Here is a 25,311-nt window from a genome sequence, read left to right as displayed (position 1 = left end):
TCTTCTCCTTTATTCGTTATTTACTATTTCAGCATTTCCGTATTGATAAGGAACCCCCATATTCTCGCGCAGTGTTTTCCCCTCATATTCCCTGTGGAACAAACCACGCTCCTGCAAAATTGGGATAACTAAGTCTACAAAATCAGAAACTCCATCATAAGATATATCCGGAACTACCGAGAAGCCGTCACATGCACCGGCCAAAAACCATTCTTCCAAAAAGTCAGCAACTTGTACGGGGGTACCTGCAACTACCGGATGATAGTTAATGACGCCATGGGCAAGAACATCTCGAATCGATAGCCCTTGTTTCAGTAGCTTTAAAGCTCTAGGTGAACGTGGATCCTGTGGATTAGCGTATGCATTCTTCAACAAGTTAGTTGCTATAGGCTCATTAATGTCGACCGAGTTAACAGATAGCTGTAAACCGATCATAGAACCAAGGTAACTAACCCTACTTGGTATCTCTTCAGGATTAAAACTCATTAGCTGTCTTCGCCGTTCCAAAGCTTCTTCTTCGGTTGAAGCTATGGAAAACATAAAACCTGCATACATCTTAATGTCATCGGGATTTCTACCAAAACGAGCAGCACTATGTCGAAGCGCTTGCCTGTGTTGACGAGCAGACTCTATATCATAAGGATTTGCATAGACACCAGAAGCGTACCTCCCAGCCAATTCCAATCCTTCATCCCCTCCGCCTGCTTGGAAAATAACGGGCTGACCCTGCTCTGAGGGAGGGATGGGCAAAGGACCACGAGATGCATAATATCGCCCTTTAAGGTTTATAGGTCGAAGTTTGTCCATGTCGGCAAACTTTCCACCTTCTACATCTAATGTCCAAGCGTCTGATTCCCAACTGCCCCACAATGCTTGAACAATTTGTATGGATTCGTGAGCCATGTCATATCGTTCTTTGCGATTGGCAACCTCAGCACCAAAGTTTGCAGCCGCAAGCGGCTGAGATGAGGTGACAGCATTCCATCCTACACGGCCATGACTTATAACATCCAGTGCTTTGAACTGACGTGCGATGTTATAAGGATAATTGAATGTCGTGGAGAGGGTAGCAACAAGCCCAATATGTTTCGTTTCTCTGGCTACAGCCATTAGTGCTAACATAGGATCCATAGGGAACATAGGAGTCTGAGGACCTAAGTCATTGTATAATGCAGGTGTATCTGCGATGAAGATCATTTGAAATTTCCCTTTTTCAGCTAATTTAGCGCGTTCCACATAACTATCTATATTTGTGTAAGCTTTGGGGTCAGTGCCAGGCATTCTCCAAGCGCTGAATTCGGCTCCGTATCCCGAAATCATTTGTAATGCAAGTTGCATCTCTTTTACATTTTTCATATATGTCTTCTCCTTTATTTTCAAATATGCCAACTCAGCAAAAAACTTATAATATCTATGCAAAATACTTTACTTAGCAAGCTAAATAACTAAAAATAAGTTAGTATGCTAAGTAAAGTATTTTAGTTAGTATGCTAACTAAGATGCAAGAGAAAACTTATAATAAGTTACTCTCCATTTGTTTCAAAAGCCGCCTTAACAATAAGCGCTCTGTTGGTAAAATGGAATTCAGTAATTTTTCTTGCTGCTGTTTCCATTTGAAATCAACCGGCTTCTCTGATTCTTTTCCTTTTTCCGTCAGATAAATTCGCATAACCCTTGCGTCATGTATATCGCGTTTACGGTATATAAATCCGTTTTGCTCCAATGATTTAACCATATTTGTTACCGTCGGCGGCTCGCAATTTAAATGTTCACATAGTTGCATTTGCGTTACTCCATCGCCTAACCACAGACGAGAAAGTAAATTATCCTGGCCTACATAAAGGTTAATTTCTCTTAGAGATTCGCTATAATCTCGACGCATTTGAGAGGAAATTCTATCTAACGACTGACGAATATCGCAATCCAATGTATTAGACATTAATATATCTCCTCAGCAGTCAAATTATAGTTAGCCCACTAAATATATCACGGTGATATCCTTGTGTCAACATGACTTGGTACACCAAAGCTCATACAGTCAGGGCAGCGCGAAGTCATTATTTCCAAGTTTCGCATATTCCATTTAATTAACGTCTCAAATTCCCACTGATTTTATTCTCTTTAAAGCCTGAAATTCGATATCATTGACTAGAATACACTCTAAGTCTAGCGATTTTGTGAGTGTATTATTTTGAATGTCATTAACGTAAACTGCCCGCCCCGCTTAACGAAGTAGCGACAGTCTAACACGTTATTTCTCAGTCCAATACTTTATTTTCCCAATAAAACCACAAGAATCGACGAAGTATTGACCATGCTATCCCCCAGATGCACCTTAAAATGAGCCGAAAAACGAAGCCTTGTGCCCATCCGTATAGCATGTTTGTTGTTCCTTCAATTAGTAAGGAGAACAATTATGCTATACGATTAGCGCAAGTAAGATGACAGGCTTACTACGGCTATTTATTTGCTTGCTTTGATTTTTTTCATCCGTAACACGATGATGTTGCAGTTGTACTTGATATAGGTGGACAGCCAATGTTCGCTGTTTTTTCTTTAGCCGGATTTTCAACAGTTTCATAACAGGATTGTTTTATTGATCTATTCCTTCAGTTGGTAAATGCAGAATATACACCCTTCATCCTCTGGTAATGATAGCTTTTGAATAATATCTATAAACCACAACACTCACATCTTAATTAGTTATAACTTCAATACTTGCAATATGCAGGTATTTTTGAAGGAGGGGTTTGTATATAATCAAACACTAATATAACTGTTTACTTATATACAAGAATGTGTATAATAAAAACTGTAAAGGAACGGTATGGAGTGTGGTTACTCCTACAGCTAATCTCGAGATAAAGTAAAGGAGTGAAATTTTTTGACGAAAAACACAGAAACACTTGTAGAGACAATGAAGTTACTAGCCGATAGAACACGCTTAAACATACTTGCTCTCCTTAAAGAGAAAGAATTGTGTGTATGCGATATCGTAGACATTCTAGAAACAACGCAGCCAAACATAAGTCAGCACTTAAGAAAATTAAAAACAGGTGGACTTGTCTCAGAAACTAGGCGTAGCCAATGGATTTATTATTCATTGAATGTAGATGATAAGCCCTATCTAAAGGGTATTATTGAAGAGCTTCCTTCCATGAAGAATCAATTAAATAAGTTAAATCCGGAATGTTGTAATTAAAAGAAGCTTATGCTTTCGAAGTTACTTTTTGTTTTCTAAGATGTGTAAAAGAAAGCTACAAAAAGTTTTAGGAGGTTCGTATGTTAGTTATTGCGGCTATTATATTTATTATTACACTCATTTTCGTCATCTGGCAGCCTAAAGGTCTAAACATCGGTTATTCTGCTCTTGGCGGTGCCGTCCTTGCCCTTCTATTTGGGGTCGTCGATCTTCAGGACGTTTGGGATGTCACCGGCATCGTATGGAATGCAACACTTGCATTTGTGGCAGTTATTCTTATTTCACTCATCCTTGACGAGATTGGTTTTTTTGAATGGTCTGCTCTTCATATGGCACGGTTTGCTAAAGGGAACGGCTATCTTATGTTCACTTATGTGGTTTTGCTGGGGGCAGCTGTTGCAGCTTTCTTCGCGAACGATGGAGCTGCACTGATCTTAACTCCCATCGTGCTTGCTATGGTTAGGGCATTAAAATTTGACGATCGAATGATACTGCCGTTCATTATGGCCAGTGGATTTATATCAGATACTGCCTCTCTCCCACTTGTTGTCAGTAACTTGGTTAATATCGTTTCATCCGATTTCTTCGGAATTGGATTTGCAGAGTATGCAAGTCGAATGATTGTTCCGAATATCTTCGCTGTTGGTGCTAGTTTACTCGTTTTATTCTTGCTATTCAGGAAGAGTATTCCTAAAACCTATGATCTAAACCAGCTAAAACTCCCTCGTAACGCGATTAAAGATATGCGCATGTTTAAGCTATCATGGATTGTATTAGCGGCTCTATTAATTGCTTATGTAATAAGTGAGTTTATCCATATTCCTGTATCCATTATTGCAGGTATAGCAGCAATTATATTTATTATTGCAGCACGTAAAAGTTCGATTGTTCAAACAGGTAAAGTGATCAAAGGAGCACCTTGGTCAGTTGTCGTCTTTTCTATCGGTATGTATGTTGTGGTTTATGGGCTTCGTAATGTTGGTCTTACGGATCAGCTTGGAAAAGTATTTCAATGGACAGCGGATCAAGGTTTATTTGTGGCAACGATTGGAACGGGCTTCATTGCCGCTATACTCTCTTCACTTATGAACAATATGCCTACGGTTATGATTGATGCTCTGGCTATTCAAGGCACCGATACAAGTGGTGTGATAAGAGAAGCTTTAATTTATGCGAATGTGATTGGTTCTGATTTAGGCCCTAAAATTACTCCAATTGGTTCATTAGCTACCTTGTTGTGGCTTCATGTACTATCCAAAAAAGGTGTAAAAATTACTTGGGGTTATTACTTTAAGATCGGAATCGTTTTAACACTTCCTGTACTATTTATTACACTATTAGGCCTTTACTTATGGCTTAGTATTATACACTAATTGAATTTCAAAGGAGATCTTAAAAATGGAAAAGAAACTGGTTTATTTCTTATGTACGGGTAACTCTTGTCGAAGTCAAATTGCGGATGGATTTCTTAATGCTCTCGGAAGTGATCAATACGAAGTGAAAAGTGCTGGTCTGGAAGCTCACGGTTTGAATCCAAGAGCAGTTCAAGTCATGGCTGAAGCAGGCGTTGATATTAGCCAAAACACATCTAATGTGATCGATCCGGAAGTTTTGAATCGCGCTCATTATGTCATCACGCTTTGTGGTCATGCTGATGAGCATTGTCCTGTTGTTTCTAATCCTAATGTAGTGAAATGGCATTGGGGCTTCGATGACCCTGCCAAAGCTACGGGTACAGAAGAAGAAATTATGGCACAATTCCGTAACGTTCGAGATGCAATTAAGTCGCGTATCGAAACCTTTGTGAAAGAAGGAAAATAGAAAATATTTGTAAAAGGCGGAGTGGAAAATGAACAAAGTATATCATGAATTAATACCTGGTCGAATATATATGGGCGGTGCCCAAGACGTACAAACAATGGTGAATAATGAAGATGTTGAGGTTGTTGTTGATTTAAGAGAAGAAGCTGAGCAGTGTGCTGCGAGTCGTGAAGGATTAGAATGGATCAAGGTGCCATTGGGAGATGAAGCTAATGCTCCACAGGTTGAATTACTACGATCAGCCATTAAAGCTGTAGTAGATTCCTACAGAGAAGGAAAAAAGGTCGCTTTTCATTGCGGAGGTGGTAAAGGTCGTACAGGGACCGTTGCTTTTGGAACTCTCCTCGAGTTAGGATTAGCCAATACCATTGAAGAAGCTGAGCAGCAAGCCAAAAGTATCCGCTCTATATTAAATATTAAGCCAGCGCAGCGAAAATCATTAGAAGCCATATATTCATAATAAAAGGAACGTTTGCAAGGCAGATTGCCGGTAAACGTTCCTTTTCTACATGAACTTATATTAATAGTGTGATCATACTTGATTTTCATGTTCAACAATTTAATAACTTAATAAGTTTACACGAAAGAGCTGATTCTCTTGTCAGCTACCCATGTGTTGTTAAAATACTGTTTCCAGTTAGCACAACAACACATGATATTAATTCAAAAGGTACTGACGTTCTCCAGTTTGTGCTGCTTTTTCCACTGCATCAAGAAGTTGATGCAGTTTTACCGCATCCGCAAAACTAGGTGTTAGGGATGTTGCTTCTTGTATATCTTTAGCAAACTTACTGTACGCCTGAGCGACATTCAGAACAAACCCTGCATCGTTTTTAAGGGAATCTGGTACCCAATAATAAGAATCTGGGATTGTTAATTCATGAAGCTCTTTATCATTATGACCTGCACCCCATAATTGGTGTGATCCAAATTGAATGGAAGCAGGCGCATTGAGTACGATGGTTCCCTTGTCTCCAAAAATTTCAAGAGTAAGCCCGGTGTGGTGCTTAACTCCCCCTTGTATATGAACACTGGCTGTTGCGCCGTTGGTCAATTTTCCTGTAATCAGTATTTGATCATCTGTCGTTTTTTTAATGACTTTTTGAATATCCACCAATTCGACTTCTGGGAATTGTTGCGCAGTGACGGCTGAAAGTTCTTTAAACTCTCCAAGCATGTAGGTAAATGCATCAAGATTATGTCCGCCTACAATAGTGAGTAAGTTCCCCCCTATCTTCCGATCAAATAGGTAAGCAGTAGCCTTGTCAGCCACTCCACCCATTCCATCAATAGAGATCTTTAAATTGGCCGACAGAAGTTTTCCAACATAGCCTTCCGCCAATAAATCTTTCACATAATTGATTGCTGGGGCCTGTCTTGACTGCAATCCAATCGCATTTGGCAATTGTCGGGACTCCACCCATTCCTTCATTTCGAGCGCTTCAGCCGTATTAGATCCCAGAGGCCATTCACAATAAATTGGTTTTCCGGCAGGAATAATAGCTTTTACTGCGTCATAATGTTCCTTTACGTTGATGCTGACGACCACTATATCCACATCGGAATGTTGAGCCAAATCTTCCACTGTATCAAAAGCATGACTTGCCTTGAAGGCATCAGCGCTTTGCTTGGCACTCTCCATATTGCTCGTCCCAACTGCCGTGAGTTCAAGCTCATTCAGGTGCTCAATTGCTGGAATGTGTGTCCCTCTAGCCCATCCGTTATTAATAGAACCACCTATAATACCTACTCGTAATTTTTTACTCATGAAAAACAGCTCCTTAATTTCAATTTATAAGATTGTGTTAGAATTACTTCTTCATAGCGTATCTATTAGCAATGTAGGGAAGTTCTAAGTTTCCGCGTAATGTAGAGGATTCATACTCTGTGCGGAAGATACCTTTTTTCTGTAGTATAGGAATTACTAAATCAATAAAGTCATCAAAACCTGAAGGATGCTCCTGTCTAAGTAACAGTAGATCCATTGCTCCCTCTTCATGCCAATGTTCAATTTGATCAGCGACATCGTCCGCTGACCCGAAAAATAATGGCTTCGGTAAGCGATAGCCTGGGGGCATTAAACGTTCTAACTCTTGAAATTTTTCATTTGCTTCTGCTTCTGTTCTTCCTACAATAGGACTTTGCGTAGGCATAATGAGGAAGTCATCGGTTGCTCTTCCTGCAGTAGATACTCTTCTTTTTAACTCATGACTGAATTGCTTGGCATAATGAAAATCATCCCCATTTACAAGCACGCCTTCCGCATGTTTAGAAGCGATATCCATAAATTCGTATGAAGTTCCAGCTTGGAAGATCACAGGTCTACCTTGAGCAGAACGACTAATATTTAATGGACCATCAACTGAAAAGTACTTTCCTCTATAATTCAAGGGATGCATCTTATTGGGATTCAAAAAGATCCCACTTTTTTTATCCCGAATAAAAGCATCATCTTCATAAGAATCCCAGAGTCCTTCAACAACTTCCAGAAACTCCTCTTTCATCGGATAAAGATCAGACTTCGAAAGATGTCTCCTACTATAGTTAGCCAACCCTCCTGGATTTGAAGTAATGGCATTCCAACCAGCTCTCCCTTTGCTTATTTTATCGAGTGATGCTATTTGTCTAGCTACTGTAAATGGGTCTGCATAAGACGTTGCAATGGTTGCGACAAGTCCAATATGACTAGTTACCATACTAAGTGCCGACAGAATCGAAATACCTTCAAACATGCTTAAATAGTGTGGTATCATTCCAGGTCCAACATGACTTACATCAGCTAAAAAGATCATATCAAATTTACCTGCTTCTAATCTTTGGGCTTTAGTTACATAAAACTCTATATTCTCGCTTGCATTGGTAGGCATATCAGGATGACGCCATGCTGTATGACTCCAACCTAGGCCATCGACAATTGCGCCTATTTTAAGTTGTTTTTTATTTCGCATGATGTCCCACTTTTCTGTTAAGGTTAAATTCTTTAGCCAATAATTGATATGCTTTTAGTCGTGCAGTCTGTTCGGGATAAAAATCTGCGATCATAATTTCATCAACCCAAGCTTCTTTTACCATTTTTCTTAGTTGGCCGGCTACACTTTCAATACTTCCGATAACAAATCTATCTCGATTATATTCTCTAGCTCTTTCTTCATCAGGAGTATAGACATGTGTTGCTGCTTCTTCTAAGCTAGGGAAGGTTAAATTAGGTGACCCAGTAACCATTCTTGCCCACATGAGTTCTACCGGACCACTCAAATATTTTGCTTCTTCTTCAGTTTCCGCAGTAATAACTGCGATAGCCAACATACTTTTAGGTTCATTCATATACAATGAAGGTGTGAAATTCTCGCGATACGCTCTCAAAACTGGTATTGCCAATTTTGGGGATATATGTGCAGCAAATGCAAACCCGAGCCCTTTTTCAATTGCAAACTGCACACCTCCCTGACTTGATCCCAACATATATAGATCGGGGATCAAAGATGCATCTCCAGGAGGATTAATATTACGATATGGATGATTGTCAGGAAAACTTCGCGAAAAGAAGGAAAGCAATTGGTCTAATTGAACTGAAAAATCATCACGTGATACTTGTAATGCCCTTGCTGTTAGACCATCTGTTCCTGAAGCTCTACCTATTCCAAGATCAACCCTTCCTGGGTGAAGAGCTTCAAGTAGGCTAAAGTTCTCAACCACTTTCAATGGACTATAGTTAGGCAACATTATCCCTCCTGAACCTACACGAATGTGTTGGCTATGGGATGCTGCATGTAGACTTAGCAAATCTGGCGACGTGCTGATTTGACTTGATGTATTGTGATGTTCAGTAAACCAATATCTCGTATAACCTAGTTGATCAGCTAACTTGACTACCTCAGTAGTATTTTCAAGACTTTCCTTAGGGTTAGAGTGCTTGTATACATGTACGAAATCTAATATCGATAATCTTAACGTTGGTTCTTTCAAAGTTGGATTCATGGGATTTACTCCTTTATAACGAATTAATTGATAGTGGTACTTTCAGATTTATTTAGCTTGCTAAACATTTAGTTAGCTTGCTAAATAAGTTTCAATTAAAGAGAACTTAAAATAAGTTACTCTCCATTTGCTGCATAAGTCGTCTTAGTAATAAGCGTTCATCTGGTGAAATCGATTGAAGTAATTTGTCTTGCTGCTGTCTCCACTTGATAGCTATGGGTTCTTCTAGTTCTTTACCCTGTTGAGTTAGAAAGATTCGCACAACCCTTGCGTCTTTTTCATCACGTTTTCGATAAATAAATCCATTTTGTTCAAGAGATTTAACCATATTAGATACAGTAGGTGGTTCACATTTTAAGTGTTCACATAGCTGCATTTGTGTAACGCCATCACCTGACCACAATCGATAAAGTAAATTATCCTGGCCTACATAAAGATTAAGATCTCTAAGACTTTCGCTATAATCTCGACGCGTGCGAGCTGATATTTTATCAAACAACTCACGAATATCACAATCAACTTTATCGCTCATGTGGCAACCCTCAAATAGTTATAATTTATTTAGTAAGCTAAATATATCACAGTCAAATTTATGAGTCAACATACTTCAGAATTTAAACTTATAGCTCCGTATAATATCTGAAAAAGAAATTACAAATCCCTGAGAAAAAGCCAAAAACATTTGTCGGAGAAAAGTACCTTCTATTTCACTTGGCTATTAATCATCATATTTAGCAGGTGCATTATTTTTAAAGCGGTGATTTTTTAGACAGAAGACGGATCCAGTTCTCATTTTCCTTTTGAACCGTGAAAGTGATATTTTTTGCTACACATGCTCGCTTATTTGGATTCTTAGGCGCTAATCTTTTTTGATTTTTCTCCATAACTTAGAACACACCTTTTCCGATTGTTTTCAATAGTTTATGCGAAAAATCGGAAAAGTAACCAAAAAAAAGAGAAAGCAATAATACAATCGCTTTCTCTTTTTAATTTATTTTATTTAGCTTGTCTAATTACGTCCATGTCGTTTGATTTCATTCGTCCAATTGAGCGTTCCATGTTAATGGTTGTTGGTCGTTTATTTGGATTTCTAGGAGGCACAGTGCTGTGACGGGAAGCCTGGTTTGTTTGTTTATTCCGTTGTGGTTTTAAAGGTGACTCAACTGACATATCTTCCACTCTCCTTTCACTGTTGACCTTATCATATCATATGTATCAATGGATTTCCAACTTATTCTCATGACTCTGACTCATCATCGATTTCAACATCATGAGACAATAAATCATCTTCGTTTGCTTTTAACCACAAATCGAACGTGTATAACAGATTTAACATTAGAGAAGCATCTGCGCCTGTTACCTCACTTTTTTTCCTCGAACTAACAAGAAAGATCAAATTGTAATACTCCCCAAAGTAAGGGAATAACACAGAGGAGCAATCACTTTCAATTATTTCGATGTTTTCTCCTTCAAGAATCGTCTTGATACCCTGACTACTTCTCATGCCAACTCCCCTTAAAGAGAGGTTGTGATCCTTCATAATTTCATTGTAGGCAGCTGTTACATTCTCTTTAAACTCCCTCTCAATAGGAGAAGACTCTACGATATAAGAATAGACATCAAACTGGAACGATGATGCAAAGCTTCTTAAATATGCGAGAACTGATTCTTCATATTTTTCAGAAGTGAATTGAAACTCATCCATATGCCAGTCAGACATATTTTTTGGCACTATTTGATTTACTTTAATGAGTTTTTCACTTAACTCAATAAACGTTCCCCGATTTTTATTGATACTATCAACTAACCCTTCTTGCTTTAATTCATTCGACATGAACTTCGTAATATCAGGTGTTTGAAAGACGAATAGATCAATGATAACTACACTTATCACTAGAGTGATCAAATGCTGAAGGTTTTCTCCCACATCGGGAAATACGCCAAATAACCATAAAAAGAAGGACGAGACAACAACCACACCGTAATATATCTTTCGAATAGCTACGCGATGCTTCAGATAAAACTCTCGATTCCAAATGTATAGACCTATGCTGAATGCGATCCCCACCAAAAATATGATGAATATTAAAACCATATACCAAGTTGCTACCAATCGTATACCTCCTTTCTTTTTCCATTATACTTCATAATCTTTACTCCTTCACTATTCATTTTTTCTCAAGATCGGGCTGCCGAATATGCCAAAGGCTGATCATCAATAATCTGATGATCAGCCTTTGACACCCACTTATTCTTATTTGTTAATTTTGATTACTGCACATATTAAATTATTTTAGTTCAAAGAAGTTAATTGTTTTTTTGCCAAGTGCGGCAACCTCGAGCAGTTCCAATGTTTTACAGTATTCATTCTTAATCTCTCCGTCTATCATATCTAGGTCATCCTCTAAATAATCCACCACGCTTACATCTTGAAACCAATCACCCGGTTCTGCTTCCGGCGGGCTGACATTTTTCCAAGAATGTTCAAGTTTTGGGCTGTAAATTCTCCTGGCTCCCTTGCGAAGCCGGCACGATTTTAACCTTAATGGATAAGTTTTTCCCGGTATAGCTTCATTTACATTATTGAATAAATGCGGCCAATAATCTTTCCTTGATCCAGTATGCGGATGATATTTCGCCCAACCAAGGGCCTGTCTATGAAAATCTGTATTTTTAAATAAAACGGCATACAGCCTTTTGCCAAGTGAAATTCGCTCATGGAGAGACTGGAATTGTTGAAGAGTCTGCCCCTTAACATTGTTACCCTCCGAAGGGAAAACAATGTAATTCAGTGGCAGCCAGTTCTGAAGATGAAATCCGATGTTGTTGAATATTTCTTTTTGATAATGGGGATTTTGAACGACCCTTTGTTCCAAGTAGCTTTGTTCATTGATGACTAACGCTATACAAAGAATATACGTATCTCGAACTCTCCAAAAATAGTTCCAAACCGTCTCCATAAACATAGAAATATTTAGTTGAGGGAGTAGATAAAACATGGGTCTATTATGCCTTAAACTCTCATCGTAAAGCAGAAATTGCGGGTATATATCTTGGAAAATCAGCCAGTTGCCGCGTTCTAAAAAATGAAAAAATGATTCCTGCTCCTTCCGTGAGAGTAGTTTGGATAGAAACTCTCCCTTGAGATCGGTCATATTCCATCCGCCGTTCCGTGATACCATATGTCCTAAAAATGCCCAGTGGATTTCAGGATGCCGAAGATAAACCTCGAGATAGGCCTTGGTTCGGGTCACATTATTTAGATTGTGCTCTTGGGTCATCCGTCTAATTTTATTCAAAAGCTCTTGCTCTGAAAACGTTAGCTTATTCGAAATGGAAGTGGAGTGTTTCATTTTTTTCTTTAATTCCTTGCGAATCGTTTCAAGTGGTGTTGTTTGGCGTTTTCTGGTGGAAAAGATATTAACCCACTCCCCTATGGAAACCGATGTCTATATGATTATTTTATTAAGGACTTTAGAAATTAATGACAGGGAATCAATCACCTGCTTTCTCCAAACAAGCTGACTGCTCCGCTCGTTGGCCGGGCCAGTGCAGTAATTTATTAATTTCATTATCATCTTCCACAACCAATATTTTTACTATTCCTTTTATTTCATTCTCCCCAGTCGCCCTAAGCTTTGCGCTGTCCGAAGAGATTACCCTGTATGTGTTAATTCTCATTGCTAACTTAAATAGAAAATACTCTATGTATTGTCGAATTTATCAATTGAAACATTTAGTTTATCTATTACGTAACACCATATTAACTAATGTTTTCAACGAATGGAGGAGTTGTAGTTGCATCTGGTGATCGAAGATATCGTCAAACAATTTGATGATAAAAAGGTTCTCCAAGGAGCTAGTTTTACATTTGAAAAAGGGAAAATTTACGGACTTCTTGGGCGCAATGGTGTTGGTAAGACGACATTGTTTAACTGCCTAAGCGGGGAAATGTCTTTCGATGGCGGACGAGTTTTGCTTGATGAGAATGGAGTTGTTAGGGAGTTAAATCACGAGGATATTGGTTATGTATACTCCCTTCCGATTCTGCCCGAGTTCTTGACTGGCTATGAATTTGTAAAGTTCTTTATGGATATTAATAAAAATAAAGTACAGATGGATCGAAGTATTGATGATTACTTTAACATGATGACTATTACAAATGAGGATAAACATCGACTCATAAAAGGCTATTCACATGGAATGAAGAACAAAATTCAAATGCTACTATTTTTAATAACGAAACCGCCTATCATTTTACTCGATGAACCACTTACTTCCTTTGATGTTATTGTTGCTATCGAAATGAAAAATATGCTCAGAGAAATGAAAAACGATCATATTTTAATTTTCTCCACCCATATTTTACAGCTTGCATCCGATTTATGTGATGAGCTAGTCGTACTGAACAATGGTAAATTATCCTCTGTATCAACTGAGCTGCTACATAGTACTGAATTCGAACAAAGTATTATAAATCTGTTGAAGGATGATGGTCATGTTGACAACACTTAAAACGCTTCTTAACATTCGTACTTCTACTCTAAGTAATTTATTTCTATATTACATACAGAATCTTCCATTTTTAGGCAAGCACATACCAGATCGCGTTTACGCCAATTTAAATATGAAAAAGGCTGTTGCGATTGTCGTATTTATTTTAAGTCTACTGTGGGGCTTTATGCTGAGATTTGCTTATGTAGGATTGTTTATCTTCTTACCTGTTATTATATTAGGTAAAACACTCTCTACAGCAGATCAACTTCAACATTTTATTCATATTTTTTTCTTTCTTAGTTTTATTATCGGAGCTGTCGGGGTTGCCACCATATTAGAGCCTAAACGTGAGAAATATGTTGCAATAAAATTAATGAGGTTATCTTCTGCAACATATATGCTAGCTTCATTAGGTTATCGTTATATTACTTTTTTGATGTATTTAGTACCATCAATCATAATATTCTCTACATTATTAGAAGCTTCTATCTTAGATGCAATTGTACTAACACTATCTCTAACTCTTTGGCGGATTCTAACAGAGTATCTCCACCTTAAACTTTTTACTAAAACCGGTATAGTCTTAATAAAAAATATGGTGATAGTATGGATGACAATCGGAATTGGCTATGCATTAGCTTATCTACCACTTCTTCTCGATGTGCTACCGATAACCGCTTCTCTCATTCTAAGCGTACCTGCCTATATCATATTCTTCATAACTGGTATTTTCGCTGCCGTTAAACTTGCACAATATTCCGATTACAGTGGAATTGTTGATGCAGCAACTAAGAAAGATGATCCTCTATTAGATATAGGACGTATGATGTCTGAAGCGCAAAAAACGAGCGTTGAGTCAAAGATAAGCGATTATTCCATAAACGACAAACAGCAAATGGTTGAATCTAAGCAAGGTTACAACTATTTGAACACTATTTTCTTCTCTCGACATCGTAGCTTAATTAGAAAACCGATATACATAAGAATAGCGATTATCTGTATACTCATCGCTGTAGGATTCGGTACTATTATTGCACTCCCTGAACAGGGAGAGTTAATAACTGCCGCACTCGGAACTATCTATCCGATTTTATTTGCAGTTATGTTTCTCTTGTCTGTTGGAGAAACAATAAGTAGAGCTATGTTCTATAATTGTGATTTAAGTTTACTGCGATACAGTTTCTATCGAAATTCGGTATTTGAACATTTTTGTATACGATTGATCAAAATTGTCAGTCTAAATTTACTAATCGCAGCTACATTAGCTACAGGTTTGACGGTTTTAATGATCGTGGCTGGAGCTGAATGGTGGAATACGGAATTACTCTTGCTGTGGGTATCTGTCATCTTTTTGTCAGTCTTTTTCTCCATTCATCATTTATTTATGTATTATATTTTTCAGCCTTACTCTACGGAACTTAATATGAAAAACCCGATGTATTATGTTATAAATATATTAATTTCGGCAATTAGTGGATTCTGTCTATTCTTAAGAGCTCCAGCTGATATTTTTACAGCTAGCGTAATTATTGCTACACTGGCTTATTTAATCCTTTCCCTTATTCTCGTTAGAAAATATGGTTTGCGTACATTCCGTATCAAATAAATCTATAGAAAGAGCATGGCGATCGTTCATTTAGCTCGTTAATAGAATTAGACCCATTGATGCTTTATCCAATCTGCCGATAGCAAAGATCCGAGTAGGAAAATTTACAAAGTCGATAATATTCCCTGCCACTTCTTTTGATGCCGTGCAAGTAACCCCAATTGGTTTATTGAGTGCAAGATAGACGGGCTCCGCTTTACTAGCTATCGGAGCTCCATCTATAAGTACGACATCACTCGGATTTACATCGGCCCCTGCCTCACATATAACACCATTTATCGTAATTCTTTTTGCTTCAATTAGACGATCAGTTTCCCGTCTCGAACAAAATCCAGTTTCACTTATGTATTTATTGATTCTCATGATGAGCCTACTTTCCTACTATTATGAAGACAACTAAGCTATCTCTGTTACAGCCAGTCCAACACCGGTCGCGCGTACTGTCGAAGGATAGACAAATTCCAGACGCAATTAATATTCCTTCCGTCTCCGAATTTCTCAATAAAGTATGCCGCAGTAAAATAGCCCGGAATCTGTGCCAGTGTTATGATCACCATAAGATCCACAAAGTAATCGTCGACTTACGGTGTTTTACGGACCAGACAGTCGCTATCCTAGCCTTAAAAGTAAACTTTCGACTTTGCAGTTTATTAAAGATTGGCGAGTCTTGAATAGCTCTCCTAAGATATAACGCGTAGAAATCTGGAAATGCACCGATTACAAAGGCCATACGCCAGCCATATTCAGGAATAACAAAGTAAGCGATCAGTGCCGCAGCAATCCAACCAAATGCCCAAAAACTTTCAAGTAGAACAACCGCACGTCCTCTATCTTTTATAGGTACCGACTCTGATACGAGCTTAGTCGCGACGGGCAGTTCACCGCCAAGGCAGAATCCAGCTATGAAGCGTAGTACACATCGATGTTATTTACTTAATAAAAGTAATAATTTCGACTATTATAAGTATGATCGTATATAACTTAAAAGGTTACAATAACTTTGCCTTGGGAGTGACCAGTAGCAACTTTTGTTAATGCCTTGTTTATGTCAGCAAACAAATAAGTTGAGTCTATAGAGGGTTTAATATCTTCTTTTTCAACAAGTGTAGTGATTTCTTGTAATTGACTTCCATTGGCTTGTACAAATAAAAAATGATATTCATTGTTATGTTTACGTGCTAAAGCATCAATGCGTGCACCGACCAAGCCAAACAATAATTTTTTCCACATGGGAAAATTATTGTCAACCGCAAAGCGATAATTAGGTACGGCTTTCAATGAGACTAATTTTCCATGGGGTTTTAAAATACCTAGTTCAGCTTTTATTTCTTGCGTTCCCAACGTATCGATCACATAATCTATATCAGATAAAATATCAGCATAGTTTTCCTCATGATAATTGATGAATTGATCTGCGCCAATTGACAATGTACGTGATCTACCTCGTTCACTTCCACTTGTAATGACATATAACCCCATTGATTTAGCGATAGGGATTGCCATGGCACCAAATCCGCCAGTACCGCCAGGAATAAATAGCTTTTGGTCAGGTTGAGCATGGAGTACCTCATTTAATGCTTGATACGCAGTCAAAGCAGTGAGAGGTACTGCTGCCGCTTCATTAAACGATAGATTTTTAGGCATGATAGATATAGCATCTGCATTGACCGCCGCATATTCAGCAAAAGCACCTATTTGATTCACTGGTAACCTCGTATATACGTGGTTACCAACTTGAAAGTTTACAACATCTTTTCCAACAGCCTCAATAACACCGGAAAGTTCATTCCCTAAAGTTAGTGGGAAATTATAATCAGTTACCATGCGAACACTGCCATTTAGAATTAGTATATCTAATGGATTTACACCAGCAGCTTTCACTTTAATAAGAACCTGATCGTTTTTGATTTCCGGCATTTTAACATCATTAATTACCACTTGTATTTCTTTAGAATATTTCAACATTTGAGCGGCTTTCATGTTTTCATCCTCTTCCTCTGCAGTCTTGTAGCACTCGCTTTATTAAAGTGCAATGATTATTCCAGATAAATTTATGGCGTACAATCATTAGATGTACGCCATTTTTTCAATACAAGCTATTTACTCTCTTGTTCCAAATCTTTCATCGTTGGATAATCCGTATAACCTTTGCTTCCGCCACCGTAAAATGTTGTAGGGTCTGCTGAATTTAATGGAGTACCTTTTTTCAGCCGTTCTACTAAATCCGGATTAGCTAATGACCATGCACCGACGGGTACTAGGTCAGCAAGACCATTATCAAGATCGATACTTAAATCTTCTAGAGCTCGTCCGGCACGATTGACTAACATAGGATTCGTCCAGATTGAGCGAATGTCTTGGAGCAACTCTTCGTTCCCGAGATGCATGATATGAAGATAAGCTAAATCCAATTGAGCTAATTCTTTTACAAGATAACGATAAAGTTCAGGGCCATGTTCACCATCTTGTATCCCACCAAGAGGTGTTCCTGGCGAAATACGGAAACCTGTTCTTTCTGCTCCAATTTCTTCGACGATTGCTTTTGTTACTTCAATCGCGAAGCGAGTACGATTTTCTATAGATCCGCCATATTCATCTGTCCGTGTATTTGAATTTTCACCGATAAATTGATTAATCAGATACCCATTTGCTCCGTGAATTTCAACGCCATCCGCACCTGCTTTAATTGCCGCAGCTGCTGCTTTTCGGAAGTCAGCAATGGTCGTTTGAATATCCCCTATACTTAATTCACGCGGAACAGGGATGTCCTGCTTACCTTTAGCGGTAAACATTTCAGCACCTGGTGCGATTGCAGATGGCGCAACAGGTTGACGATGATGTGGTGTATTGTCTGGGTGCGACATGCGACCAGCATGCATTAATTGAATATATATATATCCACCTGCTTCATGCACTGCATTGGTAACCTTTTTCCATCCTTCAATATGCTTATCCGTATATATTCCAGGTGACAATAAGTATCCTTGACCATCATCAGAAGGTTGTGTACCTTCTGTAATTATGAGTCCCATTGACGCTCGTTGAGTATAGTAAAGGGCTGTTAATTCTCCCGGTGTACCATCTTCATTCGATCTACTACGTGTCATTGGTGCCATTGCTAGGCGATGAGATAATTCCAAATTCCCGACTTTTGTTTTGCTCCATATTTTATCCATTTATTACACTCCTATTTAAAATTTGTCATTTGTATTAAGATAAATGTGGATATATCGCAGAAACCCCACCTGCAAGTGCGCTTTGTATGTTTCGACTTATTTCATCAGCAATAATTTCAAAGTGGTCGGCTTCTATACCATCAATAGCTATTTTGGCAATATCCTTTGGATTGGATTTGGAAGCTTCTAACCCTTTAAACATATCTGTGTCCATATACCCCACATGTAATCCTATTACTTTCACATTTTGAGGATACAGATTTAAACGTAGGTCGTTCGTTAATGCCCATTCAGCCGCTTTTGCAGCAGTATATGCCCCAACAGATCCGGAACTAACCCAAGACAAGGCGGAAAGAATATTGAGAATCGATCCTCCTCCGTTATTTGTAATAATCGGTGCGAAAGCACGAACCATGGAAAGCGTGCCAAAGAAATGTGTATTAAACTCCAATTGTATTTTATCAAGATCCCCGTCTAGTAAGGAAGCTCCTGTAGACGAACCAGCATTGTTGATTAAAAGTGTAGTATCCTTAGCGACCTTAGCCGCAGCAGCTACTTCTTGAGGGTTCGTAATGTCCAGCTTCACAGGTATTACACCTGGAATGTCAATGGTTTCCGGATTTCTTGCACCAGCATAAACCTTAGCCCCTCTTGATAGAAGTTCAAGAGCTAGTTGGCGACCTAAGCCGCGGTTTGCTCCAGTGACAAATGCGACTTGTTCAGAAATTTTCAATAGTAACTACTCCTTTTATCATGTATTATTTCATTTTTGTACTGCACCTATTCGGGAATGATCATTCTAGAAAACGCATAAGAATGGGTTACATAGAGAAAACTTCAAGCAAGCTTAGAAACAAATTCGAGAACGATCATTCTAAAATGTACATAGTGAACATTACCCTTACATCTTTCTTATGATAAGTAACTACGGGCTTACTAAAATAGGAACAGGAACAGGAACAGTCATCCTAAATATAAAATAGTTACTTATCTAATAGTTTTATAGAAAAACTTGCTATGCGTTGTATTTTTTCTTTCGGCATGGAGGTTCTTGTCATTACCCTTAACCCAACACATACTGCATGCAATTGTTCCGCAAGTTCGTTGGCATTGCAATCTGAGTTAAATTCCCCATTTTGCTGCCCCCACAGAATAATATCCGTGAATAGCTGCTCTGATAATGTGAACGATTCAGTTGACTTTGAATCCACATCGGCATCGCGTAGTGCCAACTCCACCGCTGAATTCACCATTAAACAGCCTGAAGGCGAATCCTCTTCACCATTTATCATAAAATCAAAAATAAATTCTAGTGCCTCTGTTGCAGTCTTAGAGCGTTTAACTTGTCCTGCAATCTCAGCATTCACCTTATCGCGGAATCGATCCATAGCCTTCAAAAACAGCGTATGTTTGTCGCCAAATGTGTCATACAAACTTCTGCGATGGATCCCCATATGCTCGACCAGATCTGTCATAGATGACTTCTCATAACCTTGTTCCCAAAAGAGTTTCATCGCCTTATCTAATACTACGTTCTCTTCGAATTCTTTGCTTCTTGCCACTCTGTTCTCCTCCTCCCATCGATAATATAACATATTGAGAACGATCAGTAAAGAAACGTAATTCACTATATATGTTCTTGTCCATTATTGGCTACAGATATAAGTTCTTGTTCGGAGAAAAAGACAAGAACTTATATCTATAAATCAATAAAACAATAAAACGCGCTAGCGAAGAATTGTGATCTATTTATACGTTATCAACTATCTGAATCCGAAATCGATATTGCCGAGATTAGGCTCCCGATTAGGAGTTCTCTCTTCTCATCGCCAGATTTATAAGAACCTCCAGTGAACAAAAATTTTCCTTTGTCGTTTCCAACGAGACTTATTTCGCCTGTCCTCGTCGTTTGGTCGCGATTCCGGACATGGACATTGAAATCAATATGATTGAGATCATCACGGTGTACTACATCTGTGGAATAGGAGGAATCCCAGCTAAATCTTGTAATCTGGTATCCGTTTTCTTTCCACTGCTGCAGATTCCTTATAAAATTTCTTTTACTAATCTCATAGAACTGCTCATACGTCAAATCTTTGTTTTTGTTATAGTATTCATTCCGATCCCTCAACCATTCATCGATGTCCTCTTCGGAAATCTTCGTACTTTCGTTCGTATAATAAAACTTATCATCCTTAAGCTTCTCGTATTGGAAATCTTCCTTGCGGAGCTCCTTCGCAACGAGTGGCAAACTTTCTTGCAAATCCTCGTAATAATATTTCACATACACATAAGTAAAGGCTTCCTCATAGTCTCCTTCTTTTATAGTATGAAAAAACCTGGACGCGCTGTAATGATCATAAAGATTCTTGTAAGAAATCCCTTCACCCCGATACTGATTCACGCCCAACCATATGAACGGTACGAGTAACAGAAGAACCGCCGCGCTAAGAGTCCATCTTCGCTTAATTCGTTTTAACACTCTCTTCGCAGCGAGATCGTGATTCATAAGGGTGGGCTGATCTTCTGAAGGTTGAAGCAGGCTGCCCTCCACCATTTCATTGGTCATCGCCGTCTGCTTCTCTCTGCACGCCGGGCATTCCGTCCAGCACTCCGTTTGCGTAGCCAGAATCTGCGAAATCCACAAGTGTGGTATAAATAAGCTACACCACATATTGGAAATGTTCTGTCTGTTAGTTGCGTCTAATCTGATGGAATGTTTACTGCAAAAAACGGTTAGTGGTGCAATCTCTTAGATATGTTTACTATAGCTGAGCAAAGAGTGCTTTTAATTCATCGTTTTCTAATTCTCTCCACTGTCACCATATATTATTTTTGCTTCAATTAAATGATCAGTTTCCCGCCTCGAACAACATCCAGTTTCACTTATGTACTTATTGATTCTCATGCTTAACCTACTTTCTTTCATACTATTATGAAAACTACAAAGCTTTCTTTGTAGCGGCGTCTTTATACTCAACATTAAAAGGAGCAGCTGCTGAATACAACTGCTCCATTTTACGTTTAACAAAGTTGTTGGAGATTATTCTAATTTTAAAAACTTCGTTCAAGTTCTTTATCGTATTTATTATAAATTGGTTTAGCAGGTTCCTTGAAAAATATTTTTAGCATTGGCGGAGCAACTAGAGTTGTGGCAATTACAACAAGAACAACCGAAGTGAAATATTCAGGCATTAGTAATCCAGCTTGTAAGCCCGTGGAAGCAATGATTAACGCAACTTCCCCTCTAGATATCATTCCAGAGCCAATTGCCCAAGAAGAACGATTATCGAATCCTGTTATTCGCGCTCCCAACGCACCACCAATTAACTTGGTAAGAATAGCGACTACTGTTAGTACAATCACAAAAGCAATCTGTTGTCCTATTCCTTCAAAGGATACGTTTAACCCAATGCTCACGAAAAATACGGGAACAAAAATGGAATATGCAATAGGTTCGATCTTAGTTTCAACTGCATGTTTAAATGAAGTTTGAGAAATAGCAATACCAGCTGCAAAAGCACCTATAATACCTGCCATACCCATTAAGTCAGCAAAATATGCAAAGGCAAAACATATCATTAACGCCATTGTTATAACAGCTTCCGTTACTTTAAGATTAGATAATAATTTCAAGAATCTTGGAACTACTAACCATCCTACTGCAACAATCACAACAAAAAATATAAGCTTTTTCCCAATAATCAATCCTAATGATATCTCTTCACCTGTCCCAAGAAAGCTCATCATGATAGCCAAGAGTAAAACAACTAATACATCATCTACTACTGCTGCTCCTAAAATGGTTGTCCCTTCCCGTGAATTCAGTCGATCCATGTCCTTTAAGACTTGAACAGAAATGCTTACCGATGTTGCACTGAATAATACACCCATAAATAAGGCGGAAATATGATTCAAGCCGAACAGTACTGCTACACCATACCCACCTATAAATGGAAGTATAATTCCAGCTACTGCAACTGAAAAAGCTGATTTCCAATTTTTACGCAACTGTTCCAAATCAGTTTCTAGCCCTGCAATGAACATAAGTAGTATTACGCCTATCTCTGATACATAATGAATGAAATCATTACTTTCAACCCAACCTAGAACCGCTGGACCTAATATTATTCCTACAATTAGCTTACCTAGAACAGATGGTTGACCTAGTCTTACGGATATATCTCCTGCAATCTTTGTGAAAAATAGAATCAATACTAAATATAAAATAAACTCCATCTAACTCTTCCCTTCTTTTGTCATTAATTAACCTGAATCAATAAAACACAAAAAGAGCCTGTCATACCAACAGTTGCTTTGCTAAAAAACCGCATAGCACACCCTTGGTGACAGGCTCCTCCGAGATCGTGATTTATTAAGTTGAATCAATTATACTGTATAGAACGGCTTATGTGCAACTTCTAATACATTTTTAGCGAGTAGCAATAAAGCCAGGTCTTGGTGTACCTGTAGAATATGGATCTTGAAGTCTATTCTCGACACTATTATAGACATAGAATGCATTGCTTCGTGGGTACGGGGAAATGTTGCCGCTGGAACCATGCATCAGGTTACAATCAAATAATAGAACGGATCCGGCTTTACCAACTGGCATTTGTATCCCGGATTGATTAACAAGCTTAGTTAAACTCTCTTCATCGGGAACCCCGTATTCCTGTCGTCTGAGAGAGTCTTTATAGTGATCATCCGGCGTTTCACCTGTACAGCTAACAAATACACGATGAGAACCAGGAATAACCATTAACGCTCCATTGTATAGCGTATTATCTTCAAGTGCGATGGAACAGCTTAGTGCCCGCATTCGCGGCATTCCATCTTCAGCATGCCAAGTCTCAAAATCCGAATGCCAATAAAACTCTTTACCTTTGAAACCTGGCTTGAAATTAATTCTTGATTGATGGATATAGACCTCACTACCTAGAATTTGTTCGATGATAGCCAATAATCGTGGAGAAGCTGCTAACTCCCTGAAACAATCATTATTCTCATGTACCGCGAATATGGATCTCACTTCTTCGCTCTCTGGTTCAAGAATAACTTCGGATTTTTTTGAGCCGTGACTATCAAGTAGTAGTTGTTTCATTTCCACTTGGATTTTTTCCACTTCATCTGCGCCAAAAAAATTCTCTAGGAAAAGATAGCCGTTTTCTTCATAAGAAGCAAGCTCTGCAACACCAATCTCCTTTTGCTGAAGCACCATATTGTGCACGACAGGATCCTTTCGTTCTAATAACCGAGGGGCAGCATACTTGCGTGTAGGATAATCATCCAATCTTTGATCTGTAATCATATTAAAAAAACTCCCTTTTTATTAGTTTGTTTCGGAATAATCCGCATATACTCCCTCTTCATCATGTACCTCTTGCCCTGTACAAGGAGGATTGAAAATACACACCATTCTCATTTCCGTGGTTCCTCGCAACAAATGCTTCTCATGACCATTAAGCACATACAGCATTCCTTCTCGAATAGGGAATTTTTCCTTCGTGTCAATTAATTCGATTTCCCCTTCTCCCTCAATGCAATAGACAGCTTCGATATGGTGCTTATACCAGATCATTGTCTCAGTACCTGCTTTAATCCGAGTATCATGTAAGGAAAAACCGACACCATCCTCTTTTAACAACAATCTACGACTATTCCATGTTGGGGTATCCACATCATTAGGGGTACCGATGCGTTCCTCCAAATACCTGACGATCATCTACATTCACTCCTCTACAATTGGGCTACTGGTGTCTTTAATTCTGCTGCTACATCATCTATACATTCATTTAATAGTTGGAGTCCTTTATTCAAGCCTTCCAAATCGATCGTAAGTGGAGGCATTAATTTAATAACTTCACTATCAGTTCCCGAAGTTTCCATAATTAGTCCTTGTTGGAAAGCTAACATCGATATTTTTTCGGCAATACCAGGTGCAAAAGCAATTCCTTGCATTAAGCCAATTCCTCTTCGTTCCCCTTCTAATTTTGGGAATCGATGAACAATCTCCTCAAGTGCATGATGTACAATAACAGACTTTTTCTCGATTTCTTCAGTAAAACGATTATTCTCCCAATAATTGAGTGCTTCTGTAGCTGTTATAAAAGCAGCATTATTGCCACGGAACGTTCCATTATGCTCTCCTGGGCTAAACAGATCGAGCTCTGGCTTTATTAACGTAAGTGCCATCGGTAGTCCATACCCACCAATTGATTTAGACAAGCATATGATGTCTGGTGTCAGATCACTTCGTTCAAAGCTGAAAAATGGTCCAGTTCTTCCACAGCCCATCTGTACATCGTCGACAATAAGTAGCATTTTATATCGTTTACACACTTCCCCTAATCCGTTTAACCACTCTGTGCTAGCGACATTTATTCCACCTTCTCCTTGAAGGGTCTCAACAATTACTGCTGCAGGAAGAGATATCCCGCTACCGCTGTCTTTCAAAAAGTTTTCAATGTAATCTAATGTATTGACATCCTTACCCATGTACCCGTCAAATGGCATTGATATGGCATGGTGTAAAGGGACACCAGCACCACTTCTTTTGAATTTATTGCCTGTAACAGCAAGTGACCCTAAAGTCATACCGTGAAATGCATTTGTAAAGCTCATCACAGTTTGACGTCCAGTTGCCTTACGGACAAGCTTCAATGCGCTTTCAACGGCATTCGTTCCAGTAGGTCCAGGAAACATAATCTTATAATCCATATTTCTAGGCTTGAGAATGACTTCATGGAACTTTGTCAAGAATCTTTCTTTGGCCTCTGTAGCCATATCTAAACTGTGAATAATTCCATCGTTCACAAGATAATCAATGAGTTTAGTCTTCATAGTCGGATGATTATGTCCGTAATTCAAGGCTCCTGCCCCTGCAAAGAAATCAATATAAGACTTACCTTCAGTATTCCATAATCGATAACCTGAAGCTTTGTGAAATTTAGTGGGAAAAGAACGACTGTAGCTTCTAACATCCGACTCTAACTGTTTGAAAACCTGTAACTCATCCATTGTATTCATAT

The 25,311-nt window shown here is 38.6% G+C and carries 23 protein-coding genes and 3 pseudogenes; 6 read left to right on the top strand and 20 right to left on the bottom strand.

What is annotated here, in order from left to right; genetic code table 11:
- Positions 1-9: 9 nt before the first annotated feature.
- Both AC1TO5_RS00635 and AC1TO5_RS00630 read right to left on the bottom strand, forming a co-directional pair.
- Positions 10-1,356: an NtaA/DmoA family FMN-dependent monooxygenase gene (locus AC1TO5_RS00635; protein ID WP_482060853.1), complete on the bottom strand. Its 1,347-nt coding sequence runs from the start codon at positions 1,354-1,356 to the stop codon at positions 10-12.
- Positions 1,357-1,513: 157 nt separating this feature from the next.
- Complete coding sequence (locus tag AC1TO5_RS00630) at positions 1,514-1,939, bottom strand: MarR family winged helix-turn-helix transcriptional regulator (protein ID WP_482060852.1); 426 nt, start codon at positions 1,937-1,939, stop codon at positions 1,514-1,516.
- Between the two features lie 978 nt (positions 1,940-2,917).
- Between AC1TO5_RS00630 and AC1TO5_RS00625 the strand changes: the two genes are divergently transcribed.
- From AC1TO5_RS00625 to AC1TO5_RS00610, 4 genes are all read left to right on the top strand, one after another.
- A complete protein-coding gene (locus AC1TO5_RS00625) occupies positions 2,918-3,202 on the top strand; it encodes an ArsR/SmtB family transcription factor (RefSeq protein ID WP_482061789.1) in 285 nt (94 codons plus the stop codon).
- 80 nt (positions 3,203-3,282) lie between these two features.
- The gene (locus AC1TO5_RS00620; protein WP_482060851.1) at positions 3,283-4,575 is read left to right on the top strand and encodes an arsenic transporter; all 1,293 of its coding nucleotides are present in this window, start codon (positions 3,283-3,285) and stop codon (positions 4,573-4,575) included.
- Positions 4,576-4,600: 25 nt separating this feature from the next.
- The gene (gene arsC / locus AC1TO5_RS00615; protein ID WP_482060850.1) at positions 4,601-5,023 is read left to right on the top strand and encodes an arsenate reductase (thioredoxin); all 423 of its coding nucleotides are present in this window, start codon (positions 4,601-4,603) and stop codon (positions 5,021-5,023) included.
- A 28-nt stretch (positions 5,024-5,051) separates the two neighbouring features.
- Positions 5,052-5,483, top strand: coding sequence for a protein-tyrosine phosphatase family protein (locus AC1TO5_RS00610; protein WP_482060849.1), 432 nt, complete (start codon positions 5,052-5,054; stop codon positions 5,481-5,483).
- 198 nt (positions 5,484-5,681) lie between these two features.
- Here the strand turns inward: AC1TO5_RS00610 and AC1TO5_RS00605 are convergent, their stop codons facing one another.
- From AC1TO5_RS00605 to AC1TO5_RS00580, 6 genes are all read right to left on the bottom strand, one after another.
- Positions 5,682-6,791 carry a Gfo/Idh/MocA family protein gene (locus tag AC1TO5_RS00605; RefSeq protein ID WP_482060848.1) on the bottom strand — a complete coding sequence of 370 codons (1,110 nt, stop codon included), beginning with the start codon at positions 6,789-6,791 and terminating at the stop codon, positions 5,682-5,684.
- A gap of 43 nt (positions 6,792-6,834) precedes the next feature.
- The gene (locus AC1TO5_RS00600; RefSeq protein WP_482060847.1) at positions 6,835-7,971 is read right to left on the bottom strand and encodes an NtaA/DmoA family FMN-dependent monooxygenase; all 1,137 of its coding nucleotides are present in this window, start codon (positions 7,969-7,971) and stop codon (positions 6,835-6,837) included.
- Complete coding sequence (locus AC1TO5_RS00595; protein WP_482060846.1) at positions 7,961-9,001, bottom strand: LLM class flavin-dependent oxidoreductase; 1,041 nt, start codon at positions 8,999-9,001, stop codon at positions 7,961-7,963. The genes AC1TO5_RS00600 and AC1TO5_RS00595 overlap by 11 nt, the downstream gene beginning before the upstream one ends.
- 106 nt (positions 9,002-9,107) lie before the next feature.
- On the bottom strand, positions 9,108-9,533 hold the full coding sequence (locus AC1TO5_RS00590) for a MarR family winged helix-turn-helix transcriptional regulator (RefSeq protein WP_482060845.1): 426 nt from the start codon (positions 9,531-9,533) through the stop codon (positions 9,108-9,110).
- Positions 9,534-10,238: 705 nt separating this feature from the next.
- On the bottom strand, positions 10,239-11,114 hold the full coding sequence (locus tag AC1TO5_RS00585; protein ID WP_482060844.1) for a type II toxin-antitoxin system SpoIISA family toxin: 876 nt from the start codon (positions 11,112-11,114) through the stop codon (positions 10,239-10,241).
- A 175-nt stretch (positions 11,115-11,289) separates the two neighbouring features.
- Positions 11,290-12,420, bottom strand: a complete 1,131-nt coding sequence (locus tag AC1TO5_RS00580) for a DUF2515 family protein (RefSeq protein WP_482061788.1) — start codon at positions 12,418-12,420, stop codon at positions 11,290-11,292.
- A 388-nt stretch (positions 12,421-12,808) separates the two neighbouring features.
- Between AC1TO5_RS00580 and AC1TO5_RS00575 the strand changes: the two genes are divergently transcribed.
- Complete coding sequence (locus AC1TO5_RS00575; protein ID WP_482061787.1) at positions 12,809-13,516, top strand: ABC transporter ATP-binding protein; 708 nt, start codon at positions 12,809-12,811, stop codon at positions 13,514-13,516.
- Positions 13,500-15,104: a hypothetical protein gene (locus AC1TO5_RS00570; RefSeq protein ID WP_482060843.1), complete on the top strand. Its 1,605-nt coding sequence runs from the start codon at positions 13,500-13,502 to the stop codon at positions 15,102-15,104. The genes AC1TO5_RS00575 and AC1TO5_RS00570 overlap by 17 nt, the downstream gene beginning before the upstream one ends.
- Before the next feature lie 33 nt (positions 15,105-15,137).
- Here the strand turns inward: AC1TO5_RS00570 and AC1TO5_RS00565 are convergent.
- From AC1TO5_RS00565 to ectB, 12 genes and pseudogenes are all read right to left on the bottom strand, one after another.
- Positions 15,138-15,467, bottom strand: a pseudogene (locus AC1TO5_RS00565) (S4 domain-containing protein); the annotation flags it as partial.
- 125 nt (positions 15,468-15,592) lie between these two features.
- Positions 15,593-16,023 (bottom strand): annotated as a pseudogene (locus AC1TO5_RS00560) (MFS transporter); the annotation flags it as partial.
- 62 nt (positions 16,024-16,085) lie between these two features.
- Positions 16,086-17,084, bottom strand: a complete 999-nt coding sequence (locus AC1TO5_RS00555; protein ID WP_482060842.1) for an NADP-dependent oxidoreductase — start codon at positions 17,082-17,084, stop codon at positions 16,086-16,088.
- A gap of 116 nt (positions 17,085-17,200) precedes the next feature.
- Positions 17,201-18,280: an alkene reductase gene (locus AC1TO5_RS00550; RefSeq protein ID WP_482060841.1), complete on the bottom strand. Its 1,080-nt coding sequence runs from the start codon at positions 18,278-18,280 to the stop codon at positions 17,201-17,203.
- Between the two features lie 34 nt (positions 18,281-18,314).
- On the bottom strand, positions 18,315-19,013 hold the full coding sequence (locus AC1TO5_RS00545) for an SDR family oxidoreductase (protein ID WP_482060840.1): 699 nt from the start codon (positions 19,011-19,013) through the stop codon (positions 18,315-18,317).
- A 250-nt stretch (positions 19,014-19,263) separates the two neighbouring features.
- A complete protein-coding gene (locus AC1TO5_RS00540; RefSeq protein ID WP_482060839.1) occupies positions 19,264-19,842 on the bottom strand; it encodes a TetR/AcrR family transcriptional regulator in 579 nt (192 codons plus the stop codon).
- A gap of 197 nt (positions 19,843-20,039) precedes the next feature.
- Positions 20,040-20,849, bottom strand: a complete 810-nt coding sequence (locus AC1TO5_RS00535) for a hypothetical protein (protein WP_482060838.1) — start codon at positions 20,847-20,849, stop codon at positions 20,040-20,042.
- A gap of 267 nt (positions 20,850-21,116) precedes the next feature.
- Positions 21,117-21,188, bottom strand: a pseudogene (locus tag AC1TO5_RS00530) (23S rRNA pseudouridine synthase F); the annotation flags it as partial.
- Positions 21,189-21,334: 146 nt separating this feature from the next.
- Entirely contained in the window at positions 21,335-22,519 is a 1,185-nt protein-coding gene (locus AC1TO5_RS00525) for a cation:proton antiporter (protein ID WP_482060837.1), read from the bottom strand.
- A gap of 193 nt (positions 22,520-22,712) precedes the next feature.
- A complete protein-coding gene (thpD, locus tag AC1TO5_RS00520) occupies positions 22,713-23,591 on the bottom strand; it encodes an ectoine hydroxylase (RefSeq protein WP_482060836.1) in 879 nt (292 codons plus the stop codon).
- Between the two features lie 21 nt (positions 23,592-23,612).
- Positions 23,613-24,005 (bottom strand): ectoine synthase, encoded by a 393-nt coding sequence (locus AC1TO5_RS00515; protein ID WP_482060835.1) that lies wholly within the window; start codon positions 24,003-24,005, stop codon positions 23,613-23,615.
- Between the two features lie 14 nt (positions 24,006-24,019).
- On the bottom strand, positions 24,020-25,309 hold the full coding sequence (ectB, locus tag AC1TO5_RS00510) for a diaminobutyrate--2-oxoglutarate transaminase (protein WP_482060834.1): 1,290 nt from the start codon (positions 25,307-25,309) through the stop codon (positions 24,020-24,022).
- Between the last annotated feature and the right edge of the window lie 2 nt (positions 25,310-25,311).

The sequence above is a fragment of the Paenibacillus sp. Y930 genome (assembly GCF_056786375.1).
This window is presented reverse-complemented; position numbering and strand designations above follow the sequence as displayed.

What these genes read in the sequence shown, in the direction of transcription:
- AC1TO5_RS00635 (WP_482060853.1), bottom strand. Translation starts at nt 1,356, where the DNA reads ATGAAAAATGTAAAAGAGATGCAACTTGCATTACAAATGATTTCGGGA.
- AC1TO5_RS00630 (WP_482060852.1), bottom strand. Translation starts at nt 1,939, where the DNA reads ATGTCTAATACATTGGATTGCGATATTCGTCAGTCGTTAGATAGAATT.
- AC1TO5_RS00625 (WP_482061789.1), top strand. Translation starts at nt 2,918, where the DNA reads ATGAAGTTACTAGCCGATAGAACACGCTTAAACATACTTGCTCTCCTT.
- AC1TO5_RS00620 (WP_482060851.1), top strand. Translation starts at nt 3,283, where the DNA reads ATGTTAGTTATTGCGGCTATTATATTTATTATTACACTCATTTTCGTC.
- arsC (WP_482060850.1), top strand. Translation starts at nt 4,601, where the DNA reads ATGGAAAAGAAACTGGTTTATTTCTTATGTACGGGTAACTCTTGTCGA.
- AC1TO5_RS00610 (WP_482060849.1), top strand. Translation starts at nt 5,052, where the DNA reads ATGAACAAAGTATATCATGAATTAATACCTGGTCGAATATATATGGGC.
- AC1TO5_RS00605 (WP_482060848.1), bottom strand. Translation starts at nt 6,791, where the DNA reads ATGAGTAAAAAATTACGAGTAGGTATTATAGGTGGTTCTATTAATAAC.
- AC1TO5_RS00600 (WP_482060847.1), bottom strand. Translation starts at nt 7,971, where the DNA reads ATGCGAAATAAAAAACAACTTAAAATAGGCGCAATTGTCGATGGCCTA.
- AC1TO5_RS00595 (WP_482060846.1), bottom strand. Translation starts at nt 9,001, where the DNA reads ATGAATCCAACTTTGAAAGAACCAACGTTAAGATTATCGATATTAGAT.
- AC1TO5_RS00590 (WP_482060845.1), bottom strand. Translation starts at nt 9,533, where the DNA reads ATGAGCGATAAAGTTGATTGTGATATTCGTGAGTTGTTTGATAAAATA.
- AC1TO5_RS00570 (WP_482060843.1), top strand. Translation starts at nt 13,500, where the DNA reads ATGTTGACAACACTTAAAACGCTTCTTAACATTCGTACTTCTACTCTA.
- AC1TO5_RS00555 (WP_482060842.1), bottom strand. Translation starts at nt 17,084, where the DNA reads ATGAAAGCCGCTCAAATGTTGAAATATTCTAAAGAAATACAAGTGGTA.
- AC1TO5_RS00550 (WP_482060841.1), bottom strand. Translation starts at nt 18,280, where the DNA reads ATGGATAAAATATGGAGCAAAACAAAAGTCGGGAATTTGGAATTATCT.
- AC1TO5_RS00535 (WP_482060838.1), bottom strand. Translation starts at nt 20,849, where the DNA reads ATGACCAATGAAATGGTGGAGGGCAGCCTGCTTCAACCTTCAGAAGAT.
- AC1TO5_RS00525 (WP_482060837.1), bottom strand. Translation starts at nt 22,519, where the DNA reads ATGGAGTTTATTTTATATTTAGTATTGATTCTATTTTTCACAAAGATT.
- thpD (WP_482060836.1), bottom strand. Translation starts at nt 23,591, where the DNA reads ATGATTACAGATCAAAGATTGGATGATTATCCTACACGCAAGTATGCT.
- AC1TO5_RS00515 (WP_482060835.1), bottom strand. Translation starts at nt 24,005, where the DNA reads ATGATCGTCAGGTATTTGGAGGAACGCATCGGTACCCCTAATGATGTG.
- ectB (WP_482060834.1), bottom strand. Translation starts at nt 25,309, where the DNA reads ATGAATACAATGGATGAGTTACAGGTTTTCAAACAGTTAGAGTCGGAT.